Here is a 24471-nt window from a genome sequence, read left to right as displayed (position 1 = left end):
GGGCTGAAGAGGAGCAACGACAATGTTAAATAAAGAACTTGAATTCACCTTGAATTTAGCTTTCAAGGAAGCCAAAGAGAAACGTCATGAATTTATGACCGTTGAGCATTTGTTGTTGTCATTGCTTGATAACCCAGCGGCAGGAAGTGTATTGCAAGCATGTGATGCAAATATTGAAGCCCTACGCCGTGATTTAATTGAATTCATCGATGAGACCACTCCTAGAATTCCTGAGGATGAATTAGACCGGGAAACTCAACCTACTTTAGGTTTTCAACGTGTATTGCAACGCGCAGTCTTTCATGTTCAATCTGCAGGAAAAACAGAGGTCACAGGGGCGAACGTTTTAGCTGCGATTTTTAGTGAACAAGAAAGTCAGGCAGTTTATTTCTTACGCCGTGAAAATATCACACGACTCGATGTGATTAACTATATTTCTCATGGTGTTTCCAAGTATCAAAACAATGATATGCATGAGAACATGAACTCTATGGAAGATGATATGAGTTCATCAGAAGGGAATGAATCACCTTTAGAAAGTTATTGTACAAACCTCAATCGACGTGCGAAACAAGGAAAAATTGATCCTTTAATCGGACGTCATGAAGAAATACAACGTACCATTCAGGTCTTGTGTCGGCGAAGAAAGAATAATCCTTTGCTCGTTGGTGAGGCTGGCGTGGGTAAAACCGCCATTGCGGAGGGATTAGCACGACGCATCGTGGATGGTGAAATACCTGATGCCATCCGTGATTGTATTGTCTATTCACTGGATCTGGGGGCCTTACTTGCCGGTACTAAGTATCGTGGCGATTTTGAAAAGCGATTAAAGGCAGTGTTAAAGCAATTAGGACAACAGGAAGGGGCTGTTCTGTTTATTGATGAAATTCACACTATTATTGGTGCTGGTGCCGCATCAGGTGGTGTCATGGATGCATCAAACCTTATTAAACCCTTGCTGGCAAACGGCGAGCTAAAATGCATTGGTTCAACAACTTATCAGGAATACCGAGGTATCTTTGAGAAAGATAGAGCCTTGGCGAGACGTTTCCAAAAAATAGATATTCCTGAGCCCACAGTGGACGAAACTTTTGAAATATTGAAAGGATTAAAAGGCCGATTGGAAGAGCACCATGGTGTGAAATTCACCATTCCTGCCTTAAAAGCTGCTGCTGAACTGTCTGCAAAATACATTAACGATCGATTTTTGCCCGATAAAGCGATTGATGTTGTTGATGAGGCTGGTGCTTACCAAAATTTACTCACCGCAAGCAAACGCAAAAAAATAATTAGTGTTACTGAAATTGAAAGTGTTGTTGCAAAAATTGCACGTATACCTATTAAGAAGGTATCTGCTCGTGATAAAGATACCTTACGTAATTTGGAACGTGATTTGAAGCTTCTGGTATATGGACAAGATCAAGCAATTACTGCATTAGCATCTGCGATTAAATTAGGCCGCTCAGGTCTGCGAGACCCACAAAAACCAGTAGGGTGTTTCTTATTCGCTGGGCCAACAGGTGTTGGAAAAACAGAGGTAACGCGACAATTGGCCAATGTTTTAGGCATCGAATTACTTCGTTTCGACATGTCGGAATACATGGAAAAACACACCGTCTCACGTTTAATCGGAGCTCCCCCAGGATATGTTGGTTATGATCAAGGAGGGTTGTTGACAGAAGCCGTGACTAAAAATCCTCATGCTGTACTGTTGCTTGATGAAATCGAAAAGGCCCATCCAGATGTATTTAACTTGCTGTTACAGATCATGGACCATGGGACTTTAACTGATACGAATGGACGTCAAGCCGATTTTAGGCATATCATCTTGGTAATGACATCAAATGCAGGTGCAGGAGAATTAGTACGAAATTCTATCGGTTTTTCACAACAAGACAACAGCAATGATGGTCTAGAGGTGATTAAAAAACAATTTAGTCCTGAATTTAGAAACAGACTCGATGCCATCATTAACTTTGCTCCATTGGATGCAATTACGATTGGTCTTGTAGTTGATAAGTTTATTATGGAGTTGGATGAACAGTTAAGTCATAAAGGGGTTACCTTTAACGTGGATAAAATGGCTCGTGAATGGCTTATTGAACATGGCTATGACAAAGTCATGGGCGCGCGCCCAATGGCCAGATTGATTCAAGAAAATGTTAAAAAACCTCTGGCTGATGAGCTTTTATTCGGTAAGTTGATGCATGGCGGTCATGTCACCTTAAAAGTTAAAGATGGGAAATTACATTTTGATAGTCATGATCATAGAGAGGGCGTTTTTTAAATGACGTTGACTGTAACAATAATAACCAAAAATGAAGAGAGGAATATAAGAAGGTGTCTCGAATCCGTTCGTTTTGCTGATGAAATAATTGTCCTGGATTCGGGAAGCACCGATAATACAGTAGCCATTGCCAGAGAATATACTGAGCATGTTTTCTCTACTGACTGGCCTGGTTATGGCGCTCAAAAACAGCGAGCCTTATCAAAAGCTCGAGGCGACTGGGTATTGAATCTTGATGCTGATGAATCAGTCAGCGAGGAATTGCAACGAGAAATCATGGAGTCCATGGCGTCTGATTCAGCAGATGCCTTTAGAATAGCAATTCAAATGCATTTTTATAATAAACCTCTAAAGTATTCTTCTAGCCCCAAGCGTCATATTCGTCTTTTTAAACGAGCAAATGCCTATTTTAGTGATGATATTGTCCATGAAAAAATAGTACTTCCTGAGGGTGCACGAATTGGTAAAATTAAAAGCGCCATTAAGCACCACTCATTTAAAGACGTCAGTCATGTCTTATATAAAATGAATAAGTATTCATCGTATAGTGCAAAAACCTATATCCAAAAGAAAAGAACCCCCAGTTTTATAAAAACGATGGCCAGCACTTCATGGATGTTCCTCCGGTGTTATATCTTGCAATGTGGATTTTTGGATGGCAGAATAGGTTTTTTATTTGCAGTATTTAATGCACAGGGAACTTTTTATCGTGGCATTAAGCAATTGTATCAAGATATTGATATGGAACAATTGCCATCTTTGGCAAAAAGTACAGAGGAATTAGTTTGATACGAAGCTTCTTAGAGGGAAAAATTAATTTAATTGCACCCACCTTTCTTGTTTTATTGGTCTTTTTTATTCCTATAAGCACCAGTATTAAATCAATTTTATTGATATTAAGTTTGATTGCTTTGCTGCTAACTCCTTATTACAGACAATTTTTGCCTTACGCTTTTAACACCTTATGGGCTCGTTCCGCACTTGTTTTGTTTTTGTTTGTTCTTATAGCTTGTTTCTGGTCTCAAGCTCCATTTTCCTTAAAATATAATGTTATTGATAAATATTCTAAACTCCTTTTCCTACCCATTCTTGCTGTGGGGTTTGTTAAACCAAAGACAAGGCTATGGGTTTTGAATTCTTATATATTGGCGATGTTGCTCACTAGCATTCTTTCATGCCTCAAGGCGAAACAACTTTTTGCGATAAACACTGAAGATCCCGGATATATTTTTTATAATCATATCGTTACGGGTTTTATGATTGCTTTAGGAGTTTATTTTGCCCTAATTTTAGCATTGCAGAATAATAAAAGCGGTTGGATGCGGTTTCTTTACTTACTTATGACCTTAGTGGGAAGTTATCAAATATTATTTATTAATACTGGAAGAACAGGCTATGTGACTTACGGCATTTTAATGTCCTTGGTCATTGTACAAAAATGTACACCCAAAAAAGCCCTATTAGGGATGGTGGCATTTCTTGGAGCACTTGGTTTGGTTTATGTGCTAAGTCCCGTGATGCAAGATAGAACTTTATCAATGATTAATGAAATCAAGCTCTTGCAAAACAATCAAGCGAACACCTCTTTAGGTTTTAGAATCCAGTTTCATCAATATGCCCAATCCTTATTTGAAAAGCATCCAATTTTAGGAGTGGGTACTGGAGGATTTCAATATAATTTTGTTAAAGATCAACCCATTCCTTCTTGGGGGCATAAGCTGAATGAGCCCCATAGTCAATATTGGCTGACCCTTTCAGAACTTGGTTTGGTAGGGATTGTTCTGTTCCTGTTTTTTATTGGCACATTGTTGACAACTGCGTTGCAGTTAAATGAAATGAAACCTTTTCTTTTAGGCTTGCTGGTTTCTTTTTGTATCTTATCTTTCTCAGACACTGTATTTTGTTATTCAACAATAGGTTATCTATTAATCCTTTTCAGCGCTTTGAGCTTTGGTGAATTAATTGAAAAAAATGAAGAGGGTGCAGTTCATACTATGTCACCATTTGAGATCCCTCCTTGTACTCGCGATGATGTGGGTTCATTGACCTAATCCTCGCTATCAATCACAAGCTATGTTCCTACATATCTTCTAACTGTACCGGCCAAAGATGATAAAAATGATGTACAGGACCATGTCCCAGGCCAACACTTTCTTCTTTTGCCGCGTTTATGGCATGGAATAAATAATTCTTGGCGATGCGGCATGATGTAAGTAAATCTATGTTCTGAGCAAGACAGGCGGTTATTGCTGCGGAAAGGGTACAGCCAGTACCATGTGTGTTTTTGGAATCAATCCTCGGGCTTTTAAACCAATGAACTTCTCCATTTGTTCCTATTAATAAATCATTCGACTCCTGAGATGACAGATGTCCCCCTTTGAGTAAAACATATTTAGGACCCAAATCGAGTAATTTGTTTCCAACATCCATCATTTCATCTTCATTGATTGCGTGCAGCTTCGTAAATGTAGCTGCCTCCGGAAGATTCGGTGTAATTAATGTGGCAAGTGGCATCAGCTCAGTCATTAATGAACTTACCGCTTCAGGTAATAATAAAGGATCACCACTTTTGGCAACAGTTACAGGATCAATAACAATAGGAATATCTATCGCTCTTTTTTTAAGGAATGAAGAAACCAGTTCGATGATTTCGCTGTTAAAGAGCATGCCAATTTTTATGCTATCAGGTTTAATGTCATCAAATAAAGCATGAAGCTGATCGTCTATGGCTTGTAATGGGATATTGTAGCAGCGTCTAACACCAAGGGTGTTTTGTACTGGTAAGGCAGTAAGAACGGTCATCCCATAACATCCAAATGCCGAAAAGGTTTTGAGATCCGCTTGAATCCCTGCACCTCCAGAACCATCAAAGCCTGCTATTGATAAGGCTTTATAGTGCATCATGCGATACTCTCTCCATTGTTTGTGACATTAAGGACCAGTCAGGTTGAAATAAATGATCAATCAATGCCTGTTTGAATGCGGCAGGCCCTTTTACTTGTTCATGAGCCAATTGTCCGCATAAGCCAAAATATGCAGTTGCTTGCAGTGCGGCTTGAAAATGATCGGAATGACAGGCAGTGAATGCGCTAAGAACGGCAGTCATCGTGCAACCCATTCCAGTAATAAGTGGCATAAGGCTAGAACCAAAGGGCAGTATTTTGTGATCCACGCCATTGGTTATAAAATCTTCGGGGCCGCTAATTACAACTGTTTTTTGTGATTGCGCCAGCACTTGGGCACTGTTGATTGCGTCAGTAACAGGGTCTGCGCTTTCAACTCCTTTTGTCGCCCCATTTGAACCCGCTAATGAGATGATTTCACTAGCATTGCCTCTAACGACTTGGGCATAAGGAAGTAATCTCATTGCCGAAGAAGTACGGAGCTTGCTGGCACCAGCACCCACAGGATCTAGAATGAATGGTTTACCCAAAGCATGTGCAACTTGAGCTGCGAATAAGGCTCTTTCCATAAAGACATCATCTAGAGTACCTATGTTGACGTATATAGCTTGGCTAAGATTAGCTAATTCTTCAATTTCTGCTTGAGACTCAGACATAAGGGGGGCAGCACCTAAAGCCAAAAGACTATTGGCCATAAAATCCATGGTGACGTAATTGGTTAGGCAAAGTATTAATGGTTTTTGCTTCTTTAATGAACTGATCGTAGCTTGTATCTGGTCGAGCATGTAAATTCCTGATGGTTATACTTCACGGAGTACTAGAAGCCGCGAAGTATAATCCTAAGCTTACCAAGCTGCAATTTTCTCTTCTGGCCTCAATGAGCATTCTTCTGAGATAGAGCCATCATTACATACAACGAGCCCCGTGATGCTATAAGTAGTTACAGGACCGCCTTTCCATAAGCAGCAACCCCGAAAGAGTTGTAAATCCATTACTGCATGTGGTGTGCAATAACAGGTAGAGTAAAAACCATTTTTACAAACAAGTCGTCCAGCCGAAGAGTCACAATAACTAATTCCGCCCATATTACTGCAACAGCCATCTACATAAAATTTAGTTCCTTGGGCCGCTTGTGCGGGTGAGATCAGAATACATAATATACTTGCATAGAAAAAAGCTTTAAGTGAGTGCATCTTGATTTCTCGAGTTATTTTTCTTTTTATCCCTTTAGAATAACATAGGGCCAGTTTACATTTCTACTATCTTGGCCAACCTGGGTCTGAAATCCCTTGAAAATAATTAGGGTAAAATCCAAATAGGTAGCTGACTGCTAAACCGGCGAGAAGACCAAACAAATGGGATTCCCAGGAGATGCCCTTTTCTTTGGGGAAAATACCAAAAAAAATACCAGCAAAATAGTAGATGCTGATGACTCCCAGGATTATGGTCGTTAAGGTTCCCTTTTGATAGATATTACTCACTAAAAAGCCCCAATAACCGGTAATCAGGCCACTAGCCCCTACATGTAAGCCAGGTTTGGCAAAGCACCAGATAGCAATCCCACTTAAGATGGTAATCAGTACCGTAACCACTAGAAAATAGTTAAGTCCGTTGATCAAAATGAAATTGCTTAAAACCACCAAAGGAATTGAATTAAAAAAAATGTGATTGAAATTGGCATGCAGGAGTGGGGCAAATAGGATGCCCGGTATGCCGCGAATTTGTCTTGGGATAATACCTAGAAATAATATTTTTCTATAGACCAGGCTTACCAAAAAGAAAAGCCAGGGTATTAACAAAATAATTTCCAATGTGGGAATGTTATTTTTTGTTTGGATGATAATGAAATCAAGACTATTGTTTAATTCTTCAAGCATATTATACGTATCCGTTTACGCCCATCTATCGAAAGGCAGCATTAGGCACATCATTGGCGCGAAAAGAAACTTAGGAAGCCTCACATAGGAATGTATATTAGGTTTCCTCCGCATCGTTTAAACGCAACCAGAGCTCAAATCCAACCTTTCACCAAAAATCAAGAATCCCTCATGAGCAGACACCTTTTTACTCGTTGATTTGAGTGATCTCGCAAGTTAAATTTCCTTGTGCCAAGAGTATCTCGATTGAGTCGCCAATAGTTACTTGCTGACTGGAAAACAACACTTTATTTTCTTTCGTTGCAATTGCATATCCTCTATCCAGTGTAGCCAAGGGGCTGACTGCATGCAAGGTAGACAGTTGAGTTCTTAATTGATATTGAAGTTGATTTAATTTATTTTGCATGTGTTGGACTAACTGCAAAGTAATTTTTTGTAACAGTATCTGGGTTTGTTTGATTTGTGTTTTGGGGTTTTTAGCATTCAGATGATTGATGCACAGGTGCAATTGATGTGTTTTTCGTTTGATAAGATACACCATATGCGCAATTAATTGCCGCTCCAGATAATCAGATGTTTGCCAGTAACTCGCAATCGCTCTTTGTGGTGATGATATCTTGTCGATTAAATGCTGTAGTTTAATTTGGTATTTTTGCAAAAATCGATGCGTTGCTTGATGCATTCGTGAGATAGAGTGATTTAATAATTTAACCAATTCATTATAATCAGGCGTTACTGCTGTAGCGGCAGCAGTAGGTGTTTCTGCCCTATAATCCGATACAAAATCAGCAATTGTAAAATCCGTTTCATGCCCTATCCCAGATACGGTAGGGATTGAGCTGCTTGCAATATGACGTGCTAATTGCTCGTCATTAAACGCCCAAAGATCTTCAATACTTCCTCCACCACGAGCAAGAAGAAGTACATCACATCGTTGTTCCTTATTCGCCAGTTCTAATGCATGAATCAATTGTTGTGCCGCACCAGCACCTTGCACTTCACTGGGATAGATTATGACCTTTGCTAAGGGGAATCGACGAGCAAGAGTGGATAATATATCGCGAATTGCGGCCCCAGTGGTTGACGTGATTACTCCGATGATACGAGGCATGACCGGTATTGGTCTTTTTTTTGCGGTGTCAAATAAACCCTCTAATGCAAGTTTATTTTTTAACGCTTCAAAACGTTGATAGAGCGCACCAAGACCTGCTTCGGTAATTTGTTCCACGATCAATTGATAATCGCCACGTGCTTCATAAAGACTTAATCTTCCACTAGCAACTATATGTTGGCCATCGGTCAGTTTATGCGCACTGACATGGCGATTTTTAAAGTAAACGCAACGGATTTGGGCGTTGCTGTCTTTTAAGGTAAAATAAAAATGCCCTGAGGAGGGTTTACTCAAATTAGAGAGTTCTCCTTCAACATCGACTATTCCCAGTTCATTTTCAAGATAGTTTTTAACTTGTCGGTTGAGCTGAGTTACGGTAAGAATTTTTTTTTGTTGTTCCATGATAAGTTAAAATTATCCCATAAAAATGAAAATAAATAGAAAACAAGCTTTATGTTTAAATTTTAAACATAACAAAAGTATTTCATCTTTAAGACGCAGAGTAACAAAATTCATCGCAGACTTACAGCACGAAAGAATGAACTTCATGCATGAGCCATCTTGGCAAACCTTCTAAGAATAGGCTATGATCTTTTCTCTAAAAAATAAGAATAATAATAAAATGAACTCTTTCTTCAAAAATAGAAAATTAGGTATTTTCTGCTCATTTTTGTTTTTTCTGATCAGCATGAACATGACTGGTTGTGTTGACTTGTCAGGTGGCAGGGCTTCTGAGAAAAAACCTATACCAAAGATCGCTCAATCTGTGGTGCATCAACCTAAATCTCAGAAATCAACGAAACAAGTGAAAACGGTAAAGTCGGGTAAGACACAATCCTACCGGGGTGAAGTACATACGATGTTAGGTGGCCTTGGACTTTTTAGTACGGGTATGCGAACACTGAGTGGTACTGTTGTTGAGGAATGTAATATACCAGCACCCAGTAATATGTGGTACAACGCGGGTAATGTGACGCGCTCTATTGTTTCTTATTATCAAAATCATAAGATGCACCGACCTATCATTCTGGTAGGGCATTCTTTGGGCGCTAATGAACAAATTAAAGTAGCACGTAATCTTGATAAAGCAGGCATTCCAGTGGATTTGCTTGTTACTGTAGATGCGGTGTCACAAACAATTGTCCCTCCTAACGTGAAGCATGCGATGAATTTTTACAAACCTGGTTTTGTACCCATGTTTAGTGGTTTAAAACTCAGGGCTGTAAATCCAGAAAAAACTCGTATTGACAATATCAATGTCGCTACGATAAAAGGAATTGAAGTGAATCATTTCACGATTGATAAAGATCCTGTGGTTCAAGCAATGATAATGGATGAAGTGAAAAAGGTGTTGAGTAATGCAAATAAAGCAAAAGGGTAAAAAAGATTGTCCCCGTGTCTGCGTTATTGGAGCAGGTCCTAGTGGACTTGCTGCAATTAAAAATTTGCAAGAACAGGGAGTCACTGATATCACCGTATTCGAAAAAAACAATCAGATCGGTGGTAACTGGGTATATGATGAAAAAAATAATCATTCCAGTGTTTATGAAACCACACATATTATCAGTTCTAAGCGTTGGTCGGAGTTTGAAGATTTTCCTATGCCCGCGCACTTTCCTGATTATCCAGCACATGCCTTGGTTTTAGATTATTTTAAAAGTTATGCTGAACATTTTGATTTGATTAAGTACATCCGTTTTAATACCAATGTTGTCAAGGTAGATCATACCGATCAGCATCAATGGAACGTTGTTTTTGAAAACGATCAAGGTACGAATGAAGCGTGTTTCGATTATTTGTTGGTTGCTAATGGTCATCATTGGGACCCTTTCATGCCAGACTATCCAGGTACCTTTTCTGGACAATTGCTCCATTCACATCAATATAAAAAAGCCTCGGTTTTTAAGGATCAACGTGTTTTGGTAGTTGGAGGGGGAAATTCTGCTTGTGATATAGCCGTAGAGATAGCTCGTAATTCGCCCAAAACCTGTATTAGTATGCGTAGAGGCTATAATATTTTTCCTAAATTTGTGTTTGGTAAACCGACTGATGATGCTGTGGCTAAAATCAGATGGATGCCTTCATGGTTAAGACAGAAAGTTTTGAGCTTTTTTATTCGTATCCTTCAAGGCCGATATGCGAAATATAAATTAATGAAGCCTGATTGTGGCCCTTTAGAAATTCACCCAACCATTAATTCAGAATTACTGTATTTTATTAGGCATGGAGAGATTTTTCCTCGCCCTGGAATTACTCATTTCGAAGGAAATCGAGTTCATTTTACTGATGGCAACTATGAAGAGTTTGATACAGTAATTTTTGCCACAGGGTATAAAATCAGTTTCCCATTTCTTGATAAAGAAATTGCAGACTTTAGTAACTCAACCAAAATACCGCTTTATCGAAAAATGATGCATCCAGAATATGATAATTTATATTTTATTGGTTTGTGTCAGCCTCAAGGGTGTATTTGGCCTCTTGCGGATTATCAATCAAAAATAGTCGCACGTATTATTATGGGTACTTTAAAACGACCTGATCAATTGCACGAAAAAATAATTCAAGAAATGAATAAACCCCATTATCGATTCAAATCGCATATACGACATGCCGTTGAAGTGGATTATCATAAATTCCGTCAAGAATTGTTGGATATGTTGGAAGCGTGATTGAAAAGTACGAAGATGAGTAGCCCGGATTAGCGCCGCGTAACCCGTGTTTTATATGCCAGAGATCCCGGATTACGCGGCGCTAATCCGGGCTAAAGTGAACAAGGTTGCCTTCAATGCCGAGATTCTTGTCGCTTAATGAGTGCGCACATTAATTTTTCAATATTAGTAACATGTGGCTTTTCTTGAAGTATCATTGCTTTAGTTCGTTCTTCACAATATCCTTTTACTTCTTTATCGGGAAAAATATAGAACTTTTTTTGTTCCACTTCATGAACTATGTGTTCTGCTATATCGACTGCAGATCGAGAATGCGATAAAAGTGACTTTAACGCCTCATGAAATGAGGAATTTGTATTGGTTGTATGAGATAACAGTGCCGTATCTGTAAAAGATGGAAAAACCACCGAGACATCCACTGGCTTGTTCAGGCGCACTAAATCAAAATACAAAGACTCAGATAAAGCCAGTACTGCATGTTTTGACATCGCATAGGAAGCTGTTTGTGACCCTGTACACAAAGCATATAAACTCGCTACATTAATGATATGTGAATGAACAGTTTGACGAAATAAGAAAGGAGTAAATGCCTGAATGATATGAATCATCCCGTATAGATTAACATCCATTACCTTTTGGATATGTTCAGGACATAAGTCCCAAAGGGGGGCTAATTGTCCTATGATGCCTGCGTTATTATAGATCCAGTCAACACGTCCCAACTGCTCCTCAATCTGCTTTACCAACTGCACTACTTCATTCGATTGAGTCACATCACATGGAATTTCCAGAATTTTTTCTGGGAATTGGGATAATAGACGTTCCGCCTCTTGTTTGAGCTTAATGCCGTCCTTATCCACCATGACTACAGTGTTGCCTCGTTGTAAATTGACTTCGCTTAACGCTAAGCCAATTCCATTCGCAGCTCCGGTGATTACAGCTACTTTCATTTTCTTTCCTTTTGCTATAATGTTTTATAAATAATACAAACATAAGGATGCTATTTTGAAAAACGGTGACGAAATACCAGAACCTTATGAGTATCCTGATGAGCCTAATGAGTATCCATCAGAACCAGAGCCCTATGAGCCAGATACTCCAGGAACTCCTGAGCCGGAGCCTTCACAGCCTTCCGAGCCCAATTGGGAGTAGTTTTTGTGTTCTGCCCCTTCTACCGAAAGGCTGAATTGGCTTAACTCAAACCGTTCAAAAAGATTCAGGCAGATACTCCCTAAGCCAAAACATTTTGCAGCCTGGCTGCAGCGATAGCGAAAACCGGTATACGGTGCTTACGCGTTCACCCATTGCCATTTAGTAAAGAGAAGATCTTATCCCCTTAGGGAGAAGGTCCCATTAGATCAGATCAGGGTAATGGATTTGGTTCATAGACCCTCAGACCGACTCCCTCACATGGGAGAAGGAATTTCCCCGTCTTCATCCATGCACAACACCCTCTAGTCTATTCCTCTCCATTGATAAGCAGATCTAAGGCTTTCCCTATGTCTTTAGCCCTCATTAAACTTTCTCCAATAAGAAAGGTATTAATGCCGTGAGATTGCATCAAATCGATATCTGTATGTGTATTAATACCACTTTCAGTAATGGTTATTCTGTCTTGAGGAATGTATTGTTTTAACTGGATGCTGAGTTGAATGTCTGTCTTAAACGTATGAAGGCTCCGATTATTAATGCCAATTAAAGGCGTAGGCAAACGCAGTGCGCGTTCCAGTTCTTCTTTGCTATGACTTTCTACCAATACCGCCATTTGCAGTTCATGCGCTAATTGGCAAAAATCAGCGAGTTGGATATCATCAAGTAAGGCAACAATCAGTAAGATACAATCCGCGCCTAATGCCAGGCTTTCATAAATTTGATAGGGATCAATTATAAAGTCTTTACGGAGTATCGGTAATTTGCAATGATTTTTTGCTTGAGCTAAATAATCAGGGTGACCCTGAAAAAAATCAACATCAGTAAGAACAGAAAGGCAACGTGCACCATGTTGTGCATAGATTGTTGCAATCTCCTCTACATTAAAATCTTCCCGGATTAACCCTTTGCTAGGGGAGGCGCGTTTAATTTCTGCAATAATTGCTGGGGCTTGATCCATGCTCAACGCAGCAACGAAATCACGGCGCTCCATAATGGGTTGTTGTACTAACAAATTTAATGGTTTGTTTTTTTGGGCCAGAGCAACTTCTTCCTGCTTACGTTCAGCAATTCGTTGTAATACACTATTCATGATGCGATTCTTTATTTAAAGTTTGAGTTAGTTGACTAAGTTGAGTAAAACATTGATTGGCTTTGCCGCTATCTATTGCGATCCTGGCTTGCTCTAATGCCTCTGCAAAAGAGGTATTCTCGTCAGCACAGTAAATCGCTGCAGCGGAATTTAATAAAACCATATCCCGTGCCGCTCCTTGTTTTCCAGAAAATACATCTTGAATAAATTCTAAACTTTGATGTGGTGAATCAACAATCACCTCATCTAAAGAATGGCGCTCTATACCATAGTTTTCTGGACAAATTATCCAATGATTAAAAGTTCCTTCCCGATATTCAATTACCTCTGTAGGTGCTGCAATACTGATTTCATCTAATCCATCTTGAGAGCTGACTACTAAAGCTCGTTCACTTCCCAAATGAGCAAGGACTGCAGCTAGAGGTTTTTGCCATGCCGTTGAAAATACACCTACGACTTGTCTCTTTACGCGAGCTGGGTTAATTAAGGGGCCTAGTAAATTGAACAACGTTCGAATACCCAATTGTTGTCGTGCAGTCCGTGCGTATCGCATGGCAGGGTGGTAGTGGGGGGCAAATAAAAATGCCAGACCGCATTGTTGGATACACGTTTGTACCTGTTGATCGGTAAGCGTCAATATGAAACCAGCCTGTTCTAATAGGTCGGCGCTACCACTCCGACTCGAAACAGAGCGATTTCCATGTTTTGCGACGGGAAAACCTGCCGCTGCCACTACAAAGCTGCAGGCTGTAGATACATTAAATGTATTTTTCCCATCACCACCGGTGCCAACGATATCAATCAGATTCGAACCGAGCTCTATAGGATGAGCCAAGTGCTGCATGACCTCGGCTGCAGCAATTAATTCCTCTGTAGTTTCACCCTTCATCCGCATGAGCGCTAAAAATGTTGCGACTTGTGCATCATTATATTCACCTGACATACACGCATGAATGACTTGGTGCATTTGTTCTGGGCTTAAGTTTTTTTTAGCGATCAGGTGTTCAAACAGGAGATTGGGTTTCATATTGTAAAAAATTCTCTAATAATTGCAGGCCATACTGGCTTAATATTGCTTCTGGATGGAATTGTAGACCAAAAACAGGGTATTGACGATGTGAAATCGCCATAATTGTATTATTTGCCCAGGCATCGATAGAGAGGCATTCTGGAAGACTGTTTTTTTCTACTGCTAATGAGTGGTAGCGGGTAGCTTTGAAGTGATTTGGAATATTTTTAAAAATTCCAGTCTGGTTATGTTCTATGGTTGATGTTCTTCCATGCATTATTTCTGGTGCAGGTATTATTTGCCCCCCAAAAACTTGAGCGATACTTTGGTGTCCAAGGCAAATACCTAATACAGGGATAGTTTGATAAAAGGTGCGAATCGCTTCCATTGAAATCCCTGCCTCATTTGGCGCTTTGGGGCCTGGTGAGATAACCAAATGGTCCGGCGCCAGTTCCTTTATTTGGCTTATATTGATTTGATCATGGGTATAAACTAACACTTCCTGGTCGAGACATTGAAAATATTGCACCAGGTTGTAGGTAAAAGAGTCATAATTGTCGATAATGAGCAGCATATTAAATCAAAATGTTAGTCAATCATGTAGACCGGGTACAGTGGCCGCGTAATCGGGTTTTATTTGGTCATCCGAGTATACGAAGGGATGACGTGTTCCAAGTTACAATGTAAATTCTTCCCCTAAATATACAGCCCTGACTTGTTGATTGGCCAGTATAATCTCAGGGGTTCCTTCACACAAGGTTTTTCCTTGGCTGACAATATAGGCTCGTTCGCATATATCCAGGGTTTCTCTTACATTATGATCAGTGATTAAAACGCCTATGCCTTTATGACACAAATGTTGAATAATTTTTTTAATATCAAGAACGGAAATAGGATCGACTCCGGCAAAAGGTTCATCAAGAAGAATGAAGGAAGGTTCTATCGCGAGAGCTCTTGCAATTTCAACACGTCGTCTTTCTCCTCCAGATAGAGCCATACCTAGACTTTTTTCTAAATGTGTAATGTGAAATTCTTGAAGTAATAAATCCAGTTTTTCTTCCCGAGCTTGTTCATTTAAATCTGCCCTAAGCTCCAAAATAGCCATGATGTTCTCCGCAACAGTAAGCTTACGGAAAACAGAAGCTTCTTGAGGAAGATAACTGATACCTAAACGTGCTCTTTGATGCATAGCACTTGCAGTTATGTCGCGGTCAGATAAGAAAATTTGTCCCTCATCGCATGATTGCAAGCCAACGATCATATAAAAACAGGTTGTTTTTCCGGCACCATTAGGACCGAGTAAGCCAACACACTCACCTTGTTTAATATGGATGCTGATGCCATTAACTACTGTTCGCGATTTAAAAGATTTTTTTAGATTTCGCGCTTCAAGGATGTTCATGATGGTTTCTTTTCTGGATGATAAATAATAGTTATTCTTTGGTTTTTGTTACCCTGAGACAGAACGTGCTGTTTTTCAATATCATAACTTATTTTTGCAGCAGAGAAAGAGTTTTCTCCTTGTTCTACCCGAGCATTTCCTATTAACTCAATTAAATGACGTAGGGGATAATATCGAATAGTATCTGCATAGGCATGCACCGGTGGTTTCTTGGGATCTGTTGTGGTCCAATAATGGGCTTGTTTTCCGGTAGTTCCGCTCGCTATCGCCACAACGAGTTGATTTTTTTCATTTCCTAAAGTCACTGCTTTGGCCGCATGCAGATTTGTTGTTCCTTGTACTAATTCGACATTGCCAGTATAAATGCCTTTATGTTCTTGCTGGCTTAGATCCGCTGTATCAGCCATGACATGCATTATTTTCTCTTTATCCTCTGTAAGAGCATATGCGATAGAAGAGAGTAACATGAGAAGAAGGATTAGAGTGGAATTAACCGTTCGCTGGAACATAACTGCCTCTTGCCTGGTGAAGTAATTCTACTCTTTTTTCATCAAGGTAAGCATTCATACCAGTCGATTGAATGATGTTCCCCGGTTGTTCATAGGTCACGAGCACATCGGAACTGGCTTTCTTTTCTTTAGGGAAATAAGTTACTTCTTCTGTTTTTAGAGTACTTTCTTGTGAATTATTTCCTTTTTGCTGACGTACAATGACATTACCTGTAAAAGTAATTCGTTTGCCACCTTCAAAGGATTTAGCTTTTATTGAACTAATATCCCAAGGGGCTTGCTCTTCCTGACTTACGATAATATGCGGTTTTTGAAATAAATAAATATTGCCATTTTGAATATGCTGCATGAGGGGGGCTTTCAGTATGTTGGCCAGCTTCCCTTGTTGATTAAACTGACGCACTGTAACATCAGAAATAGTCGTATCTACCGAATTGGCTAGAGTATCTCTATCCAGACGAATCATTGTTGTTGCTCGGCTGCCATAATACCATCCTGAACAGGCCAGGAGAATCAAAGTAAAAAAAAGCCACATAAGTTGTTTTGCTGCATTCATTTTTTTAGGTAACCTGCGATAGCCAAGTCCATTTTATTTTGTGCTTTGAGAATAAGGTCGCATAATTCGCGTACTGCTCCACGGCCTCCCGTAAGTGTTGTCTGCCACATGGCAATTTCTTTAATTTGATGTACTGCATTGGCCACTGCGACACTAAAACCGACTTGTTGCATAATTGGTGCATCAGGTAGATCATCGCCAATATAAGCAAAATGTTCATCTTGAAGATTGAGCTTCTCTTTTAGTTGCTTGTAGGTCTCTTGCTTATCAAACTGATCTTTATAGTAGTGAACAATACCTAGCTGCTGCATTCTATGATCTACTACTGCATTGCGCGAGCCCGTAATAACCGCTACTTCGATTCCAGCAGTCATGAGTAATTTTAAGCCCACTCCATCATGAATGTGGAATGTTTTTAGTTCATTAAAGTGATTGTCGATATATAAGAGACCATCAGTAAGAACGCCATCCAAATCACAGATCAGGCATTTAATGTTTTTGGCTCGTTCAATTAAGTTATTCATTTAAAAAACACCCGCTCTTAATAAATCATGGAGATGAAGAACTGCTGTTGGTCGCTTTTCGTCGTCAATGACAATTAATGAAGTGATACTGTGTTTTTGCATAATTGCCAAAGCTTCTGCGGCAAGCATTCCCTTAGGAATTGTCCGTGCATTTCGAGTCATGACCTCTTTAATTGGGGTAGTATTAATATCATATTGACGCGTTAAAGTTCGTCGAACGTCGCCATCGGTATAAACTCCAACAAGATAGCCTTTATTATCAATAATACACGTCATACCCAATTTTTTATCGGTTACTTCAATTAAGGCTTCACTCACGGTTGCATTTTCATGAACAAGTGGGAGTTGGTCTCCATGATGGCATAGTTCATCGATACGCAGTAAAAGTCGTTTACCTAGAGAACCTCCAGGGTGCGATAATGCAAAATCTTCTTCACTAAATCCTCTGGCCTGCAAAAGAGCAATCGCTAATGCATCACCCATAACTAAAGCAACAGTAGTGCTGGTTGTAGGAGCAAGGCCAAGTGGGCATGCTTCCTGCTTAATGCTGACATCTAAGTTCACATCCGCTGCTTTGGCTAAGGTAGACTCAGAATTTCCGGTCAAAGTAATTAGTGGAACTTCCATGCGCTTTAATAAAGGAAGCAGGGTAACTAGCTCCAATGTGTTGCCTGAATGAGAAATGGCGATCACTGTATCTTGTCGAGTAATCATGCCAAGATCTCCATGGCTTGCTTCGCCAGGGTGCATGAAAAAAGAAGGGCTTCCGGTACTAGATAGGGTGGCAGCGATTTTATTCGCAATGTGACCTGATTTTCCCATACCAGTTACTACGATCCGTCCCTTGCAAGCAAGTAACAGTTCGCAAGCTTTTTCAAATCGGTTGTCAATTCTTTGGGATAATTCAAAAACAGCTTGTGCTTCGGTTTCAATAACAGCAAGTCCAAGTGTACAAAAATTCATAGGTCATTCGATGTTTTTTGTTTATTTTTCATTCTAACAAAAAAACATTTGAATAAATAGGATTAGATACTTCATTTTTTTCGATAGAATTTATCTGTCGAAGATATTTTAAAATGCTATTTTTAACTTAGCATTTTTGTTTATCTTGGGTATACTTCTACTTTTGGCTATAACCGGAAAAGTGAGAATGCCTGAAAATTGGGTCGAAATCAAAAATCTTAGCTTCATACGCGAGAGCCGTTCCATTTTCAATGGAATTGACATGGTGGTTAAGCGAGGCAAGATTACTGCAATTATGGGGCCTAGTGGTTCTGGAAAAACCACATTATTACAGTTAATTGGAGCCCAGCTAAAACCTGACAGTGGTTTGATTCATGTGAATGGTCAAAATGTGCACCAATTGTCGCGTAAGGCTTTGTATGATGCAAGGCGTAATATGGGCTTACTTTTTCAAAGCTCTGCTTTATTCACTGATCTTTCTGTATTCGATAATGTGGCCTTTCCATTGCGTGAGCATACCTTGTTAAATGAATCCATGTTACGAGACATCGTATTGATGAAACTAGAAGCGGTGGGACTGCGGGGGGCTTCAAATCTGATGCCTGATCAATTGTCAGGAGGAATGGCCCGTCGAGTTGCTTTGGCGCGTACAATCGCTCTGGATCCCGAGCTGATGATGTATGATGAGCCCTTTACGGGCCAGGATCCTATTTCTCTGGGTGTTTTAGTTCGTTTGATCAAACGGTTAAATGAATTACTACATACTACTACAATTATCGTGTCGCATGATGTTGAAGAAACCTGTTCTATAGCAGATTATATTTATCTTATTTCTGGTGGAAAAATCATAGGACAAGGCACTCCCGAGGAACTCATACAATCATCAGAGCCTCAAATCAAACAATTTATGCATGGTGAAGCGGATGGAGTGGTTCCTTTTCATTATCCTGCCAGATCCTATTTAGAGGAGCTATTAGATGCTTGAGTTCATCACGCGTATCGGTAATCGTAGTTCACGGATTTTGCAAGACTTGGGAACTTCCGGTTTATTTTTGTTTTTAATGTTGTTCAGACGCCCTGGTATTGCAAGGCTTTGGCCTTTGCTACGCTATCAAATTTATTTCGTGGGTGTTTTATCGTGTTTGATTATTGTTGTTTCCGCATTATTTATTGGGATGGTTGTCGGTCTGCAAGGTTATAATACATTGCAAAAATTTGGTGCATCAAGCCAATTAGGGCAATTATTAGCCTTAAGTATCTCCAGAGAACTTGGACCGGTAATTAGTGCTTTGTTGTTTGCAGGCCGCGCGGGTTCCGCTTTAACTGCTGAGATTGGGTTGATGAAAGCAACAGAACAATTATCGAGCATGGATATGATGGGTGTTGACCCTTTGGGTAGGGTTATTTATCCTCGTTTTATAGCAGGCTTTATTACCTTGCCGCTTTTAGCCTTAATTTTTTCAGCTGTCGCGATTTTTGGTGGTTATTTTATTGGGGTGCATTGGTTAGGTGTCGATGCAGGAAGTTTTTGGTCCAACATGCAAGCAGCTGTGGATTTCCGTATTGATGTACTCAGTGGTATCATTAAAAGTTTAGTTTTTGCTTTTGTTGTAACCTGGATTTCTGTATTCCAGGGTTTTGAATGTGTTCCTACTGCAGAAGGTATTAGTCAGGCGACGACTAAAACAGTGGTTTATTCATCGCTTGCTGTATTAGGGCTTGATTTTTTGTTGACCGCAATGATGATTGGAGATTGGTAAATGAGTAAGCAACGTTATGTAGATTTTAGTGTTGGGCTATTTATGTTGCTTGGTATATTGGCTTTACTAGTCATGACAATGAAAGTAAGCAATCTTTCTAGTTTTATGGCTCATGACAGTTATGATGTAACGGCTGATTTTACCGATATTGGTGGTTTAAAAGTACGTGCGCCTGTGACTGTAGCGGGAGTTAAAATTGGAGAAGTAACTCATATTGAGTTACAACCTGGGGAACTGAATGCAAAGGTTACTATGCGCTTACGTAGCGATAAAAAAATCCCTTACGATGATGCTTCGGCACGAATTTTGACCGAGGGTTTGCTTGGTTCCAATTACATCAGTATCGTTCCTGGTTTTGAGGATGAGGAGAACAAAGATCATCCTTATTTGCAAAATGGAGACGTGATTGGAAAAACACAAGAAGCGATTATTCTTGAAAATTTAATTGGTCAACTACTCTTTAACATTAAAAAATAAGGTCAGAGACATGAGAATAATAAAAACAATTTTATTAGTTGTCAGCGTCATTTTATCCCCTGTAATGCATGCGTCGCAAAACTCTCCTATACCTATGCTGGAGCAAACTGCGAATAACATCATCGCTACGCTTAAAGAAAATAAGTCGAGTTTGAAAAATAATCCTGATGTGATTTATAAGGCCGTAGAAACCAATTTGCTTCCTATTGTTGATGTAACGGGGATGTCACGTTCGGTTTTGGGTAGACAAGCATGGAGTAAGGCAACCGATACGCAAAGAACGCAATTTTCAAAAGCGTTCACTCGTCTCGTAATTCGTACGTATTCTAGCCCTCTAGCACAGTATAGCGATGAAAGTGTACAATTTTTGCCTTTAAGAGGCTCATTGAACTCTCGGTTTTTGCGAGTTAATAGCATTATTGTACGTGCTGAAGGTCAAAACATTCCTTTGTCGTACAGTCTTGTTGCCAAAAATGGTCAGTGGAAAATTTATGATATTAGCGTTGAAGGGGTAAGCTTACTGCAAAGTTTCCGTTCACAGTTTGCAGCAGCATTACAGAACTCCAGTATTGATGAAGTCATCAAGTTAATGGAAAAAAAGCAACTTAAAAGGGCGTCATAATTGTGAGTACAGTGTATTTTAAACCGGGCGTCGATCTTTCATTTAAGTCTGTTGTTGCAGTGCGAGCAAAGATCTATCAAGCTTTGATGGATGATAAAACGGGTAAATTTGGCTTGGATTTAAGTGATGTGAAGCATTGTGATAGCGCTGGTTTAGCTTTACTTATCGAAGCCAGGAAATTATGTAAAAAAAATAATAAGGTATTTGAAATTATTGGAATTCCTGCTGAAACCCAATCCTTAGCCGAATTTTGTGGTGTTAAAGGTATTTTGGAGGCCGTATAAATTTTGATGATTCAGTGTTAATACTCAATTTTTTGGAAAACGGTTACTTTTTGAGAATTATAAATTGTAGCCTGGGTGATGCGTAGCGTAACCCGGGTTTTCTTTTTTTTATTTTGGGCGATAGAGGCTCGAAGAGGGCATATGCTGTCCTCGACAAATTTGTTGCCAAAAGTTGTATTTATTTCTATTTGTGGGCTAATTTTAATGATAAGTAATGAAGAAATTGAACAAAAATTTAAAGCCATTGATGATGTTTCCTACATCAAAGTGGAGGGGGATGGTTATCAATATCAGATAACCGTAGTAAGTGACGTCTTTTTAAATAAATCCAAAGTAGCAAGACAGCAGTGGGTCTATGCCCAGCTGAAAGAGTTAATTACTTCTGGCAAGCTGCACGCGATTAGCATGAAGACGTGGACGAAAGAAGAATGGGGAAAGCAACATGGATAAATTATTAATTAACGGTGGTAAGGCACTGAATGGTGAAGTTGTCATTTCAGGAGCAAAAAATGCGGCTTTACCTATTATGGCGGCAAGCTTGCTTGCTCGAGATCATGTGACCATTTCCAATGTTCCTCATCTCAAAGACATAACGACAATGATGGAGTTATTAGGTCAACTAGGGGCTCACTTAATCGTTGATGAAAAAATGAATGTTCAGGTTGATGCCAGCCAAGTGAATGAATTTGTTGCCCCCTATGATTTAGTTAAAACAATGCGCGCTTCAATTTTAGTATTGGGCCCCTTACTCGCTCGATTTGGTAAAGCGGATGTATCTTTACCAGGAGGATGTGCTATTGGGACAAGGCCTGTTGATTTGCATTTAAAAGCGTTAAAAACTATGGGGGCTGATATCACCGTAAAAAATGGTTACATTAACGCTCGTTGTAGACGTGGTCGTTTGCAAGGGAAGCGTTTAATGTTTGATACCGTTACTGTGACTGGAACTGAAAACGTACTCATGGCCGCTACCTTGGCTGAAGGGACTACCATTATCAAGAATGCGGCACGTGAGCCTGAAGTGGTTGATCTTGCTAATTTTCTAATTCAAATGGGTGCAAAAATTTCTGGGGCTGGGACTTCAATCATTGAAGTTGAAGGAGTTGAATCTCTTTCAGGAGGCACCTATTCAGTCATGTCTGATCGGATTGAAGCGGGTACTTACTTGGCAGCTGGGGCTTTAACCCGAGGTCATGTGACTGTAAAACGCGTACGCCCTGACACCTTATTGTCGCAATTGTGTAAGTTTGAAGAGGCCGGAGCTGAGTTAACCATAGGGGAGGATTGGGTAAGTCTTAATATGCACAATCAACGTCCTCAGGCAGTAAATATCTCTACTGCACCTTATCCTGCGTTTGCAACAGACATGCAGGCTCAATTTATGGCAATGAATTCCGTAGCAGCTGGTTCTTCAACGATTGTCGAAACGATATTTGAAAATCGTTTTATGCATGTACAAGAGCTTCAACGCATGGGGGCACAGATTCAACTTAATGGAAATACCGCACTCATTAATGGGGTTGAAAAATTAACTGGTGCACCTGTGATGGCAACGGATCTACGTGCCTCAGCCAGTTTAATTTTGGCTGGATTAGTTGCCGAAGGGGAAACCTCCGTTGAGCGTATTTATCATGTGGATAGAGGTTATGAACGTATCGAAGAAAAGTTATCTTTATTAGGTGCTGACATCAAGCGAGTTTCTGACCGGTGATTACTAGAGAAGAACTATCGTTATACCTGCATCAATTCTTAGAGTGTGGTCGATACAATGATTATGCTCCAAATGGAATGCAGGTTGAAGGTAGAGAACATATTAAACGAATTTGCACGGCGGTAACGGCCTCCGGGGATGTAATTTCCCAGGCAATTGCGTGGAGTGCCGATGCATTGTTGGTTCACCATGGCTACTTTTGGCGTGGTGAAGCGTCAATGATTATTGGAATGAAACGTCAGCGGATTTATAAGTTATTGTGTAATGAATTAAATTTATTTGCATACCATCTTCCTTTAGATTGCCATCCTGAGCTTGGAAACAATGCCTGTTTGGCAAAATTATTTGAAGTGGATTTGGTGCATACGCATCGTGCAGGAAATACCGATAATCTACTATGGTCGGGAAAGTTAAACCAAACCATGATACCGACGGAATTTAATGAGTATTTGGCGAAAAAATTACAACGCAATCCTTTGTTGATCTGTGGTGGAGAAAAGCCAATTACTCACATTGCCTGGTGTAGTGGGGGAGCACAAGATTTTATTGAGGAGGCCTATCGTTTAGGTGTCGATGCATATATCAGTGGAGAAATATCGGAGCGGACGTATTATCAAGCAAAAGAATTAGGCATTCATTACTATTCTTGTGGACATCATGCAACAGAACGTTACGGCATTCAGGCTTTAGGGAATCATCTCTCCTCACAATTTGAGTTAGAACACTTATTTATTGATAGTGATAATCCTGTTTAAACACTATTAATACCGCGTTCATGCCCATAATTTTATCAGCATAACTATTTATCAAAAAAATTCATTATTGAAAAACGAGTGAAATGAAATGTGCTACATTTAATAAATCAATAGTGATTTACCCTCATGCAGCTCTTGTACCAGTAGGCTTCATAAGCTAACATGATTTGATAATCGCTAAAGGATTGTTTTAATGATCAATTTTCGTTACGTTATGTTTTTAGTTTTTTTATTTTGCTCCTTTTCGAGCCATTCAAACACCAATGGAAAGCACAATAAAGCTTTTCGCAACTTTTGGCATCCTACATTTCTTGGAGAGCGCCTGGACTATTGTACTGTAGATGGCAAAGAGTGTGGCAAAATTGTAGCAGATCGTTATTGCCAAATGCTGGGCTATGATTATTCCAGTGATAATGAAATTGCCTACAATATAGGGCTAACACATTACCTATCAACTGGTGAGAGTTGTAAAGGCTGGCGCTGTAATGGGTTTATGACCATCGCTTGCGTCACGAACTTATCACATACTCCTCCCAAACCTTATCATTATCGAGAAAAGCGGTTTGCCGTTCCTCGTTATAATGATTATCGTGTGGATTGGTGTTATGACCAAAAACAAGGCTGTGGTTCACGGGCGGCTAATTCTTTTTGCAGTCGTATGGGGTTTCTACAAGCCAAATATTTTGTGAAAGAAGCTCAAGTAAGCGCTACTAAAACAATCGGAAGTCAAGAGTTGTGTTTTGGTAACCAGTGTAATGCGTTTAAATTGATCGTGTGTTACCGATAATTAATTATTGAAAATCATTTCTC

29 protein-coding genes are annotated in these 24471 nt (G+C 39.7%); 15 read left to right on the top strand and 14 right to left on the bottom strand.

Annotated features, from left to right (window positions below; genetic code table 11):
- The first annotated feature begins 22 nt into the window (after window positions 1-22).
- From clpA to OQJ13_RS03105, 3 genes are read left to right on the top strand one after another with little or no spacing between them, the layout of a single operon-like run.
- Window positions 23-2287: an ATP-dependent Clp protease ATP-binding subunit ClpA gene (gene clpA / locus OQJ13_RS03115; RefSeq protein ID WP_265704600.1), complete on the top strand. Its 2265-nt coding sequence runs from the start codon at window positions 23-25 to the stop codon at window positions 2285-2287.
- A complete protein-coding gene (locus tag OQJ13_RS03110; protein ID WP_265709123.1) occupies window positions 2288-3076 on the top strand; it encodes a glycosyltransferase family 2 protein in 789 nt (262 codons plus the stop codon).
- Window positions 3073-4338 carry an O-antigen ligase family protein gene (locus OQJ13_RS03105; RefSeq protein WP_265709121.1) on the top strand — a complete coding sequence of 422 codons (1266 nt, stop codon included), beginning with the start codon at window positions 3073-3075 and terminating at the stop codon, window positions 4336-4338. Before OQJ13_RS03110 ends, OQJ13_RS03105 begins: the two co-directional genes overlap by 4 nt.
- Window positions 4339-4366: 28 nt before the next feature.
- On the opposite strand, the gene thiD is transcribed toward OQJ13_RS03105, so the two are convergent.
- From thiD to xseA, 5 genes are all read right to left on the bottom strand, one after another.
- Window positions 4367-5188 carry a bifunctional hydroxymethylpyrimidine kinase/phosphomethylpyrimidine kinase gene (thiD, locus tag OQJ13_RS03100; RefSeq protein ID WP_265711876.1) on the bottom strand — a complete coding sequence of 274 codons (822 nt, stop codon included), beginning with the start codon at window positions 5186-5188 and terminating at the stop codon, window positions 4367-4369.
- Window positions 5178-5975, bottom strand: a complete 798-nt coding sequence (thiM, locus tag OQJ13_RS03095) for a hydroxyethylthiazole kinase (protein ID WP_265709119.1) — start codon at window positions 5973-5975, stop codon at window positions 5178-5180. Before thiM ends, thiD begins: the two co-directional genes overlap by 11 nt.
- A gap of 60 nt (window positions 5976-6035) precedes the next feature.
- Window positions 6036-6383 carry a neurogenic locus notch gene (locus tag OQJ13_RS03090; protein ID WP_265709117.1) on the bottom strand — a complete coding sequence of 116 codons (348 nt, stop codon included), beginning with the start codon at window positions 6381-6383 and terminating at the stop codon, window positions 6036-6038.
- Window positions 6384-6449: 66 nt separating this feature from the next.
- Window positions 6450-7067, bottom strand: a complete 618-nt coding sequence (locus OQJ13_RS03085; protein ID WP_265709114.1) for a rhomboid family intramembrane serine protease — start codon at window positions 7065-7067, stop codon at window positions 6450-6452.
- Between the two features lie 187 nt (window positions 7068-7254).
- Window positions 7255-8580, bottom strand: coding sequence for an exodeoxyribonuclease VII large subunit (gene xseA / locus OQJ13_RS03080; RefSeq protein WP_265709113.1), 1326 nt, complete (start codon window positions 8578-8580; stop codon window positions 7255-7257).
- A gap of 220 nt (window positions 8581-8800) precedes the next feature.
- Here xseA and OQJ13_RS03075 point away from each other — a divergent pair, with 220 nt between their 5' ends.
- Complete coding sequence (locus tag OQJ13_RS03075; RefSeq protein WP_265711875.1) at window positions 8801-9559, top strand: hypothetical protein; 759 nt, start codon at window positions 8801-8803, stop codon at window positions 9557-9559.
- Window positions 9537-10847 carry a flavin-containing monooxygenase gene (locus OQJ13_RS03070; RefSeq protein ID WP_265709112.1) on the top strand — a complete coding sequence of 437 codons (1311 nt, stop codon included), beginning with the start codon at window positions 9537-9539 and terminating at the stop codon, window positions 10845-10847. The genes OQJ13_RS03075 and OQJ13_RS03070 overlap by 23 nt, the downstream gene beginning before the upstream one ends.
- A 113-nt stretch (window positions 10848-10960) precedes the next feature.
- Here the strand turns inward: OQJ13_RS03070 and OQJ13_RS03065 are convergent, their stop codons facing one another.
- Window positions 10961-11797 (bottom strand): SDR family NAD(P)-dependent oxidoreductase, encoded by an 837-nt coding sequence (locus OQJ13_RS03065; protein ID WP_265709111.1) that lies wholly within the window; start codon window positions 11795-11797, stop codon window positions 10961-10963.
- Between the two features lie 55 nt (window positions 11798-11852).
- Between OQJ13_RS03065 and OQJ13_RS03060 the strand changes: the two genes are divergently transcribed.
- Window positions 11853-11999 carry a hypothetical protein gene (locus tag OQJ13_RS03060; protein WP_265704610.1) on the top strand — a complete coding sequence of 49 codons (147 nt, stop codon included), beginning with the start codon at window positions 11853-11855 and terminating at the stop codon, window positions 11997-11999.
- A 307-nt stretch (window positions 12000-12306) separates the two neighbouring features.
- On the opposite strand, the gene trpC is transcribed toward OQJ13_RS03060, so the two are convergent.
- The 8 genes from trpC to OQJ13_RS03020 all read right to left on the bottom strand — a co-directional run bounded on the left by trpC (window position 12307) and on the right by OQJ13_RS03020 (window position 18052).
- The gene (gene trpC / locus OQJ13_RS03055) at window positions 12307-13089 is read right to left on the bottom strand and encodes an indole-3-glycerol phosphate synthase TrpC (RefSeq protein ID WP_265709109.1); all 783 of its coding nucleotides are present in this window, start codon (window positions 13087-13089) and stop codon (window positions 12307-12309) included.
- Window positions 13082-14116, bottom strand: a complete 1035-nt coding sequence (gene trpD / locus OQJ13_RS03050) for an anthranilate phosphoribosyltransferase (protein WP_265709107.1) — start codon at window positions 14114-14116, stop codon at window positions 13082-13084. The genes trpC and trpD overlap by 8 nt, the downstream gene beginning before the upstream one ends.
- On the bottom strand, window positions 14094-14672 hold the full coding sequence (locus tag OQJ13_RS03045; RefSeq protein ID WP_265709106.1) for an anthranilate synthase component II: 579 nt from the start codon (window positions 14670-14672) through the stop codon (window positions 14094-14096). The genes trpD and OQJ13_RS03045 overlap by 23 nt, the downstream gene beginning before the upstream one ends.
- Before the next feature lie 102 nt (window positions 14673-14774).
- Complete coding sequence (gene lptB / locus OQJ13_RS03040) at window positions 14775-15500, bottom strand: LPS export ABC transporter ATP-binding protein (protein ID WP_265709105.1); 726 nt, start codon at window positions 15498-15500, stop codon at window positions 14775-14777.
- Entirely contained in the window at window positions 15497-16009 is a 513-nt protein-coding gene (gene lptA, locus OQJ13_RS03035) for a lipopolysaccharide transport periplasmic protein LptA (RefSeq protein ID WP_265709103.1), read from the bottom strand. The genes lptB and lptA overlap by 4 nt, the downstream gene beginning before the upstream one ends.
- Window positions 15990-16565, bottom strand: a complete 576-nt coding sequence (gene lptC, locus OQJ13_RS03030; RefSeq protein WP_265709102.1) for an LPS export ABC transporter periplasmic protein LptC — start codon at window positions 16563-16565, stop codon at window positions 15990-15992. Before lptC ends, lptA begins: the two co-directional genes overlap by 20 nt.
- Window positions 16562-17089: a 3-deoxy-manno-octulosonate-8-phosphatase KdsC gene (gene kdsC, locus OQJ13_RS03025; RefSeq protein WP_265709101.1), complete on the bottom strand. Its 528-nt coding sequence runs from the start codon at window positions 17087-17089 to the stop codon at window positions 16562-16564. Before kdsC ends, lptC begins: the two co-directional genes overlap by 4 nt.
- Entirely contained in the window at window positions 17090-18052 is a 963-nt protein-coding gene (locus tag OQJ13_RS03020) for a KpsF/GutQ family sugar-phosphate isomerase (protein WP_265709100.1), read from the bottom strand.
- A 187-nt stretch (window positions 18053-18239) separates the two neighbouring features.
- On the opposite strand from OQJ13_RS03020, the gene OQJ13_RS03015 reads away from it, so the two are divergent.
- From OQJ13_RS03015 to OQJ13_RS02975, 9 genes are all read left to right on the top strand, one after another.
- A complete protein-coding gene (locus OQJ13_RS03015; protein ID WP_265709099.1) occupies window positions 18240-19037 on the top strand; it encodes an ATP-binding cassette domain-containing protein in 798 nt (265 codons plus the stop codon).
- Window positions 19030-19812: a lipid asymmetry maintenance ABC transporter permease subunit MlaE gene (gene mlaE / locus OQJ13_RS03010; protein ID WP_028380126.1), complete on the top strand. Its 783-nt coding sequence runs from the start codon at window positions 19030-19032 to the stop codon at window positions 19810-19812. The genes OQJ13_RS03015 and mlaE overlap by 8 nt, the downstream gene beginning before the upstream one ends.
- Window positions 19813-20289, top strand: coding sequence for an outer membrane lipid asymmetry maintenance protein MlaD (gene mlaD / locus OQJ13_RS03005; RefSeq protein ID WP_028380127.1), 477 nt, complete (start codon window positions 19813-19815; stop codon window positions 20287-20289).
- Between the two features lie 10 nt (window positions 20290-20299).
- Window positions 20300-20911, top strand: coding sequence for an MlaC/ttg2D family ABC transporter substrate-binding protein (locus OQJ13_RS03000; RefSeq protein WP_265709098.1), 612 nt, complete (start codon window positions 20300-20302; stop codon window positions 20909-20911).
- 2 nt (window positions 20912-20913) lie between these two features.
- Window positions 20914-21195 (top strand): STAS domain-containing protein, encoded by a 282-nt coding sequence (locus OQJ13_RS02995; RefSeq protein WP_265709097.1) that lies wholly within the window; start codon window positions 20914-20916, stop codon window positions 21193-21195.
- A 204-nt stretch (window positions 21196-21399) separates the two neighbouring features.
- Window positions 21400-21645 carry a BolA family protein gene (locus tag OQJ13_RS02990; protein ID WP_028380130.1) on the top strand — a complete coding sequence of 82 codons (246 nt, stop codon included), beginning with the start codon at window positions 21400-21402 and terminating at the stop codon, window positions 21643-21645.
- Window positions 21638-22906 (top strand): UDP-N-acetylglucosamine 1-carboxyvinyltransferase, encoded by a 1269-nt coding sequence (murA, locus tag OQJ13_RS02985; protein ID WP_028380131.1) that lies wholly within the window; start codon window positions 21638-21640, stop codon window positions 22904-22906. Before OQJ13_RS02990 ends, murA begins: the two co-directional genes overlap by 8 nt.
- On the top strand, window positions 22903-23661 hold the full coding sequence (locus tag OQJ13_RS02980; RefSeq protein ID WP_265709096.1) for a Nif3-like dinuclear metal center hexameric protein: 759 nt from the start codon (window positions 22903-22905) through the stop codon (window positions 23659-23661). Before murA ends, OQJ13_RS02980 begins: the two co-directional genes overlap by 4 nt.
- A gap of 193 nt (window positions 23662-23854) precedes the next feature.
- Complete coding sequence (locus OQJ13_RS02975) at window positions 23855-24448, top strand: hypothetical protein (RefSeq protein WP_265709095.1); 594 nt, start codon at window positions 23855-23857, stop codon at window positions 24446-24448.
- Window positions 24449-24471: the final 23 nt, after the last annotated feature.

Origin of the sequence: Legionella sp. PATHC035 (genome assembly GCF_026191115.1) — a bacterium.
GTDB lineage: Bacteria > Pseudomonadota > Gammaproteobacteria > Legionellales > Legionellaceae > Legionella.
Note: the sequence above shows the minus strand (reverse complement) of the source record. Positions and strands in the feature narration are given on the sequence as shown.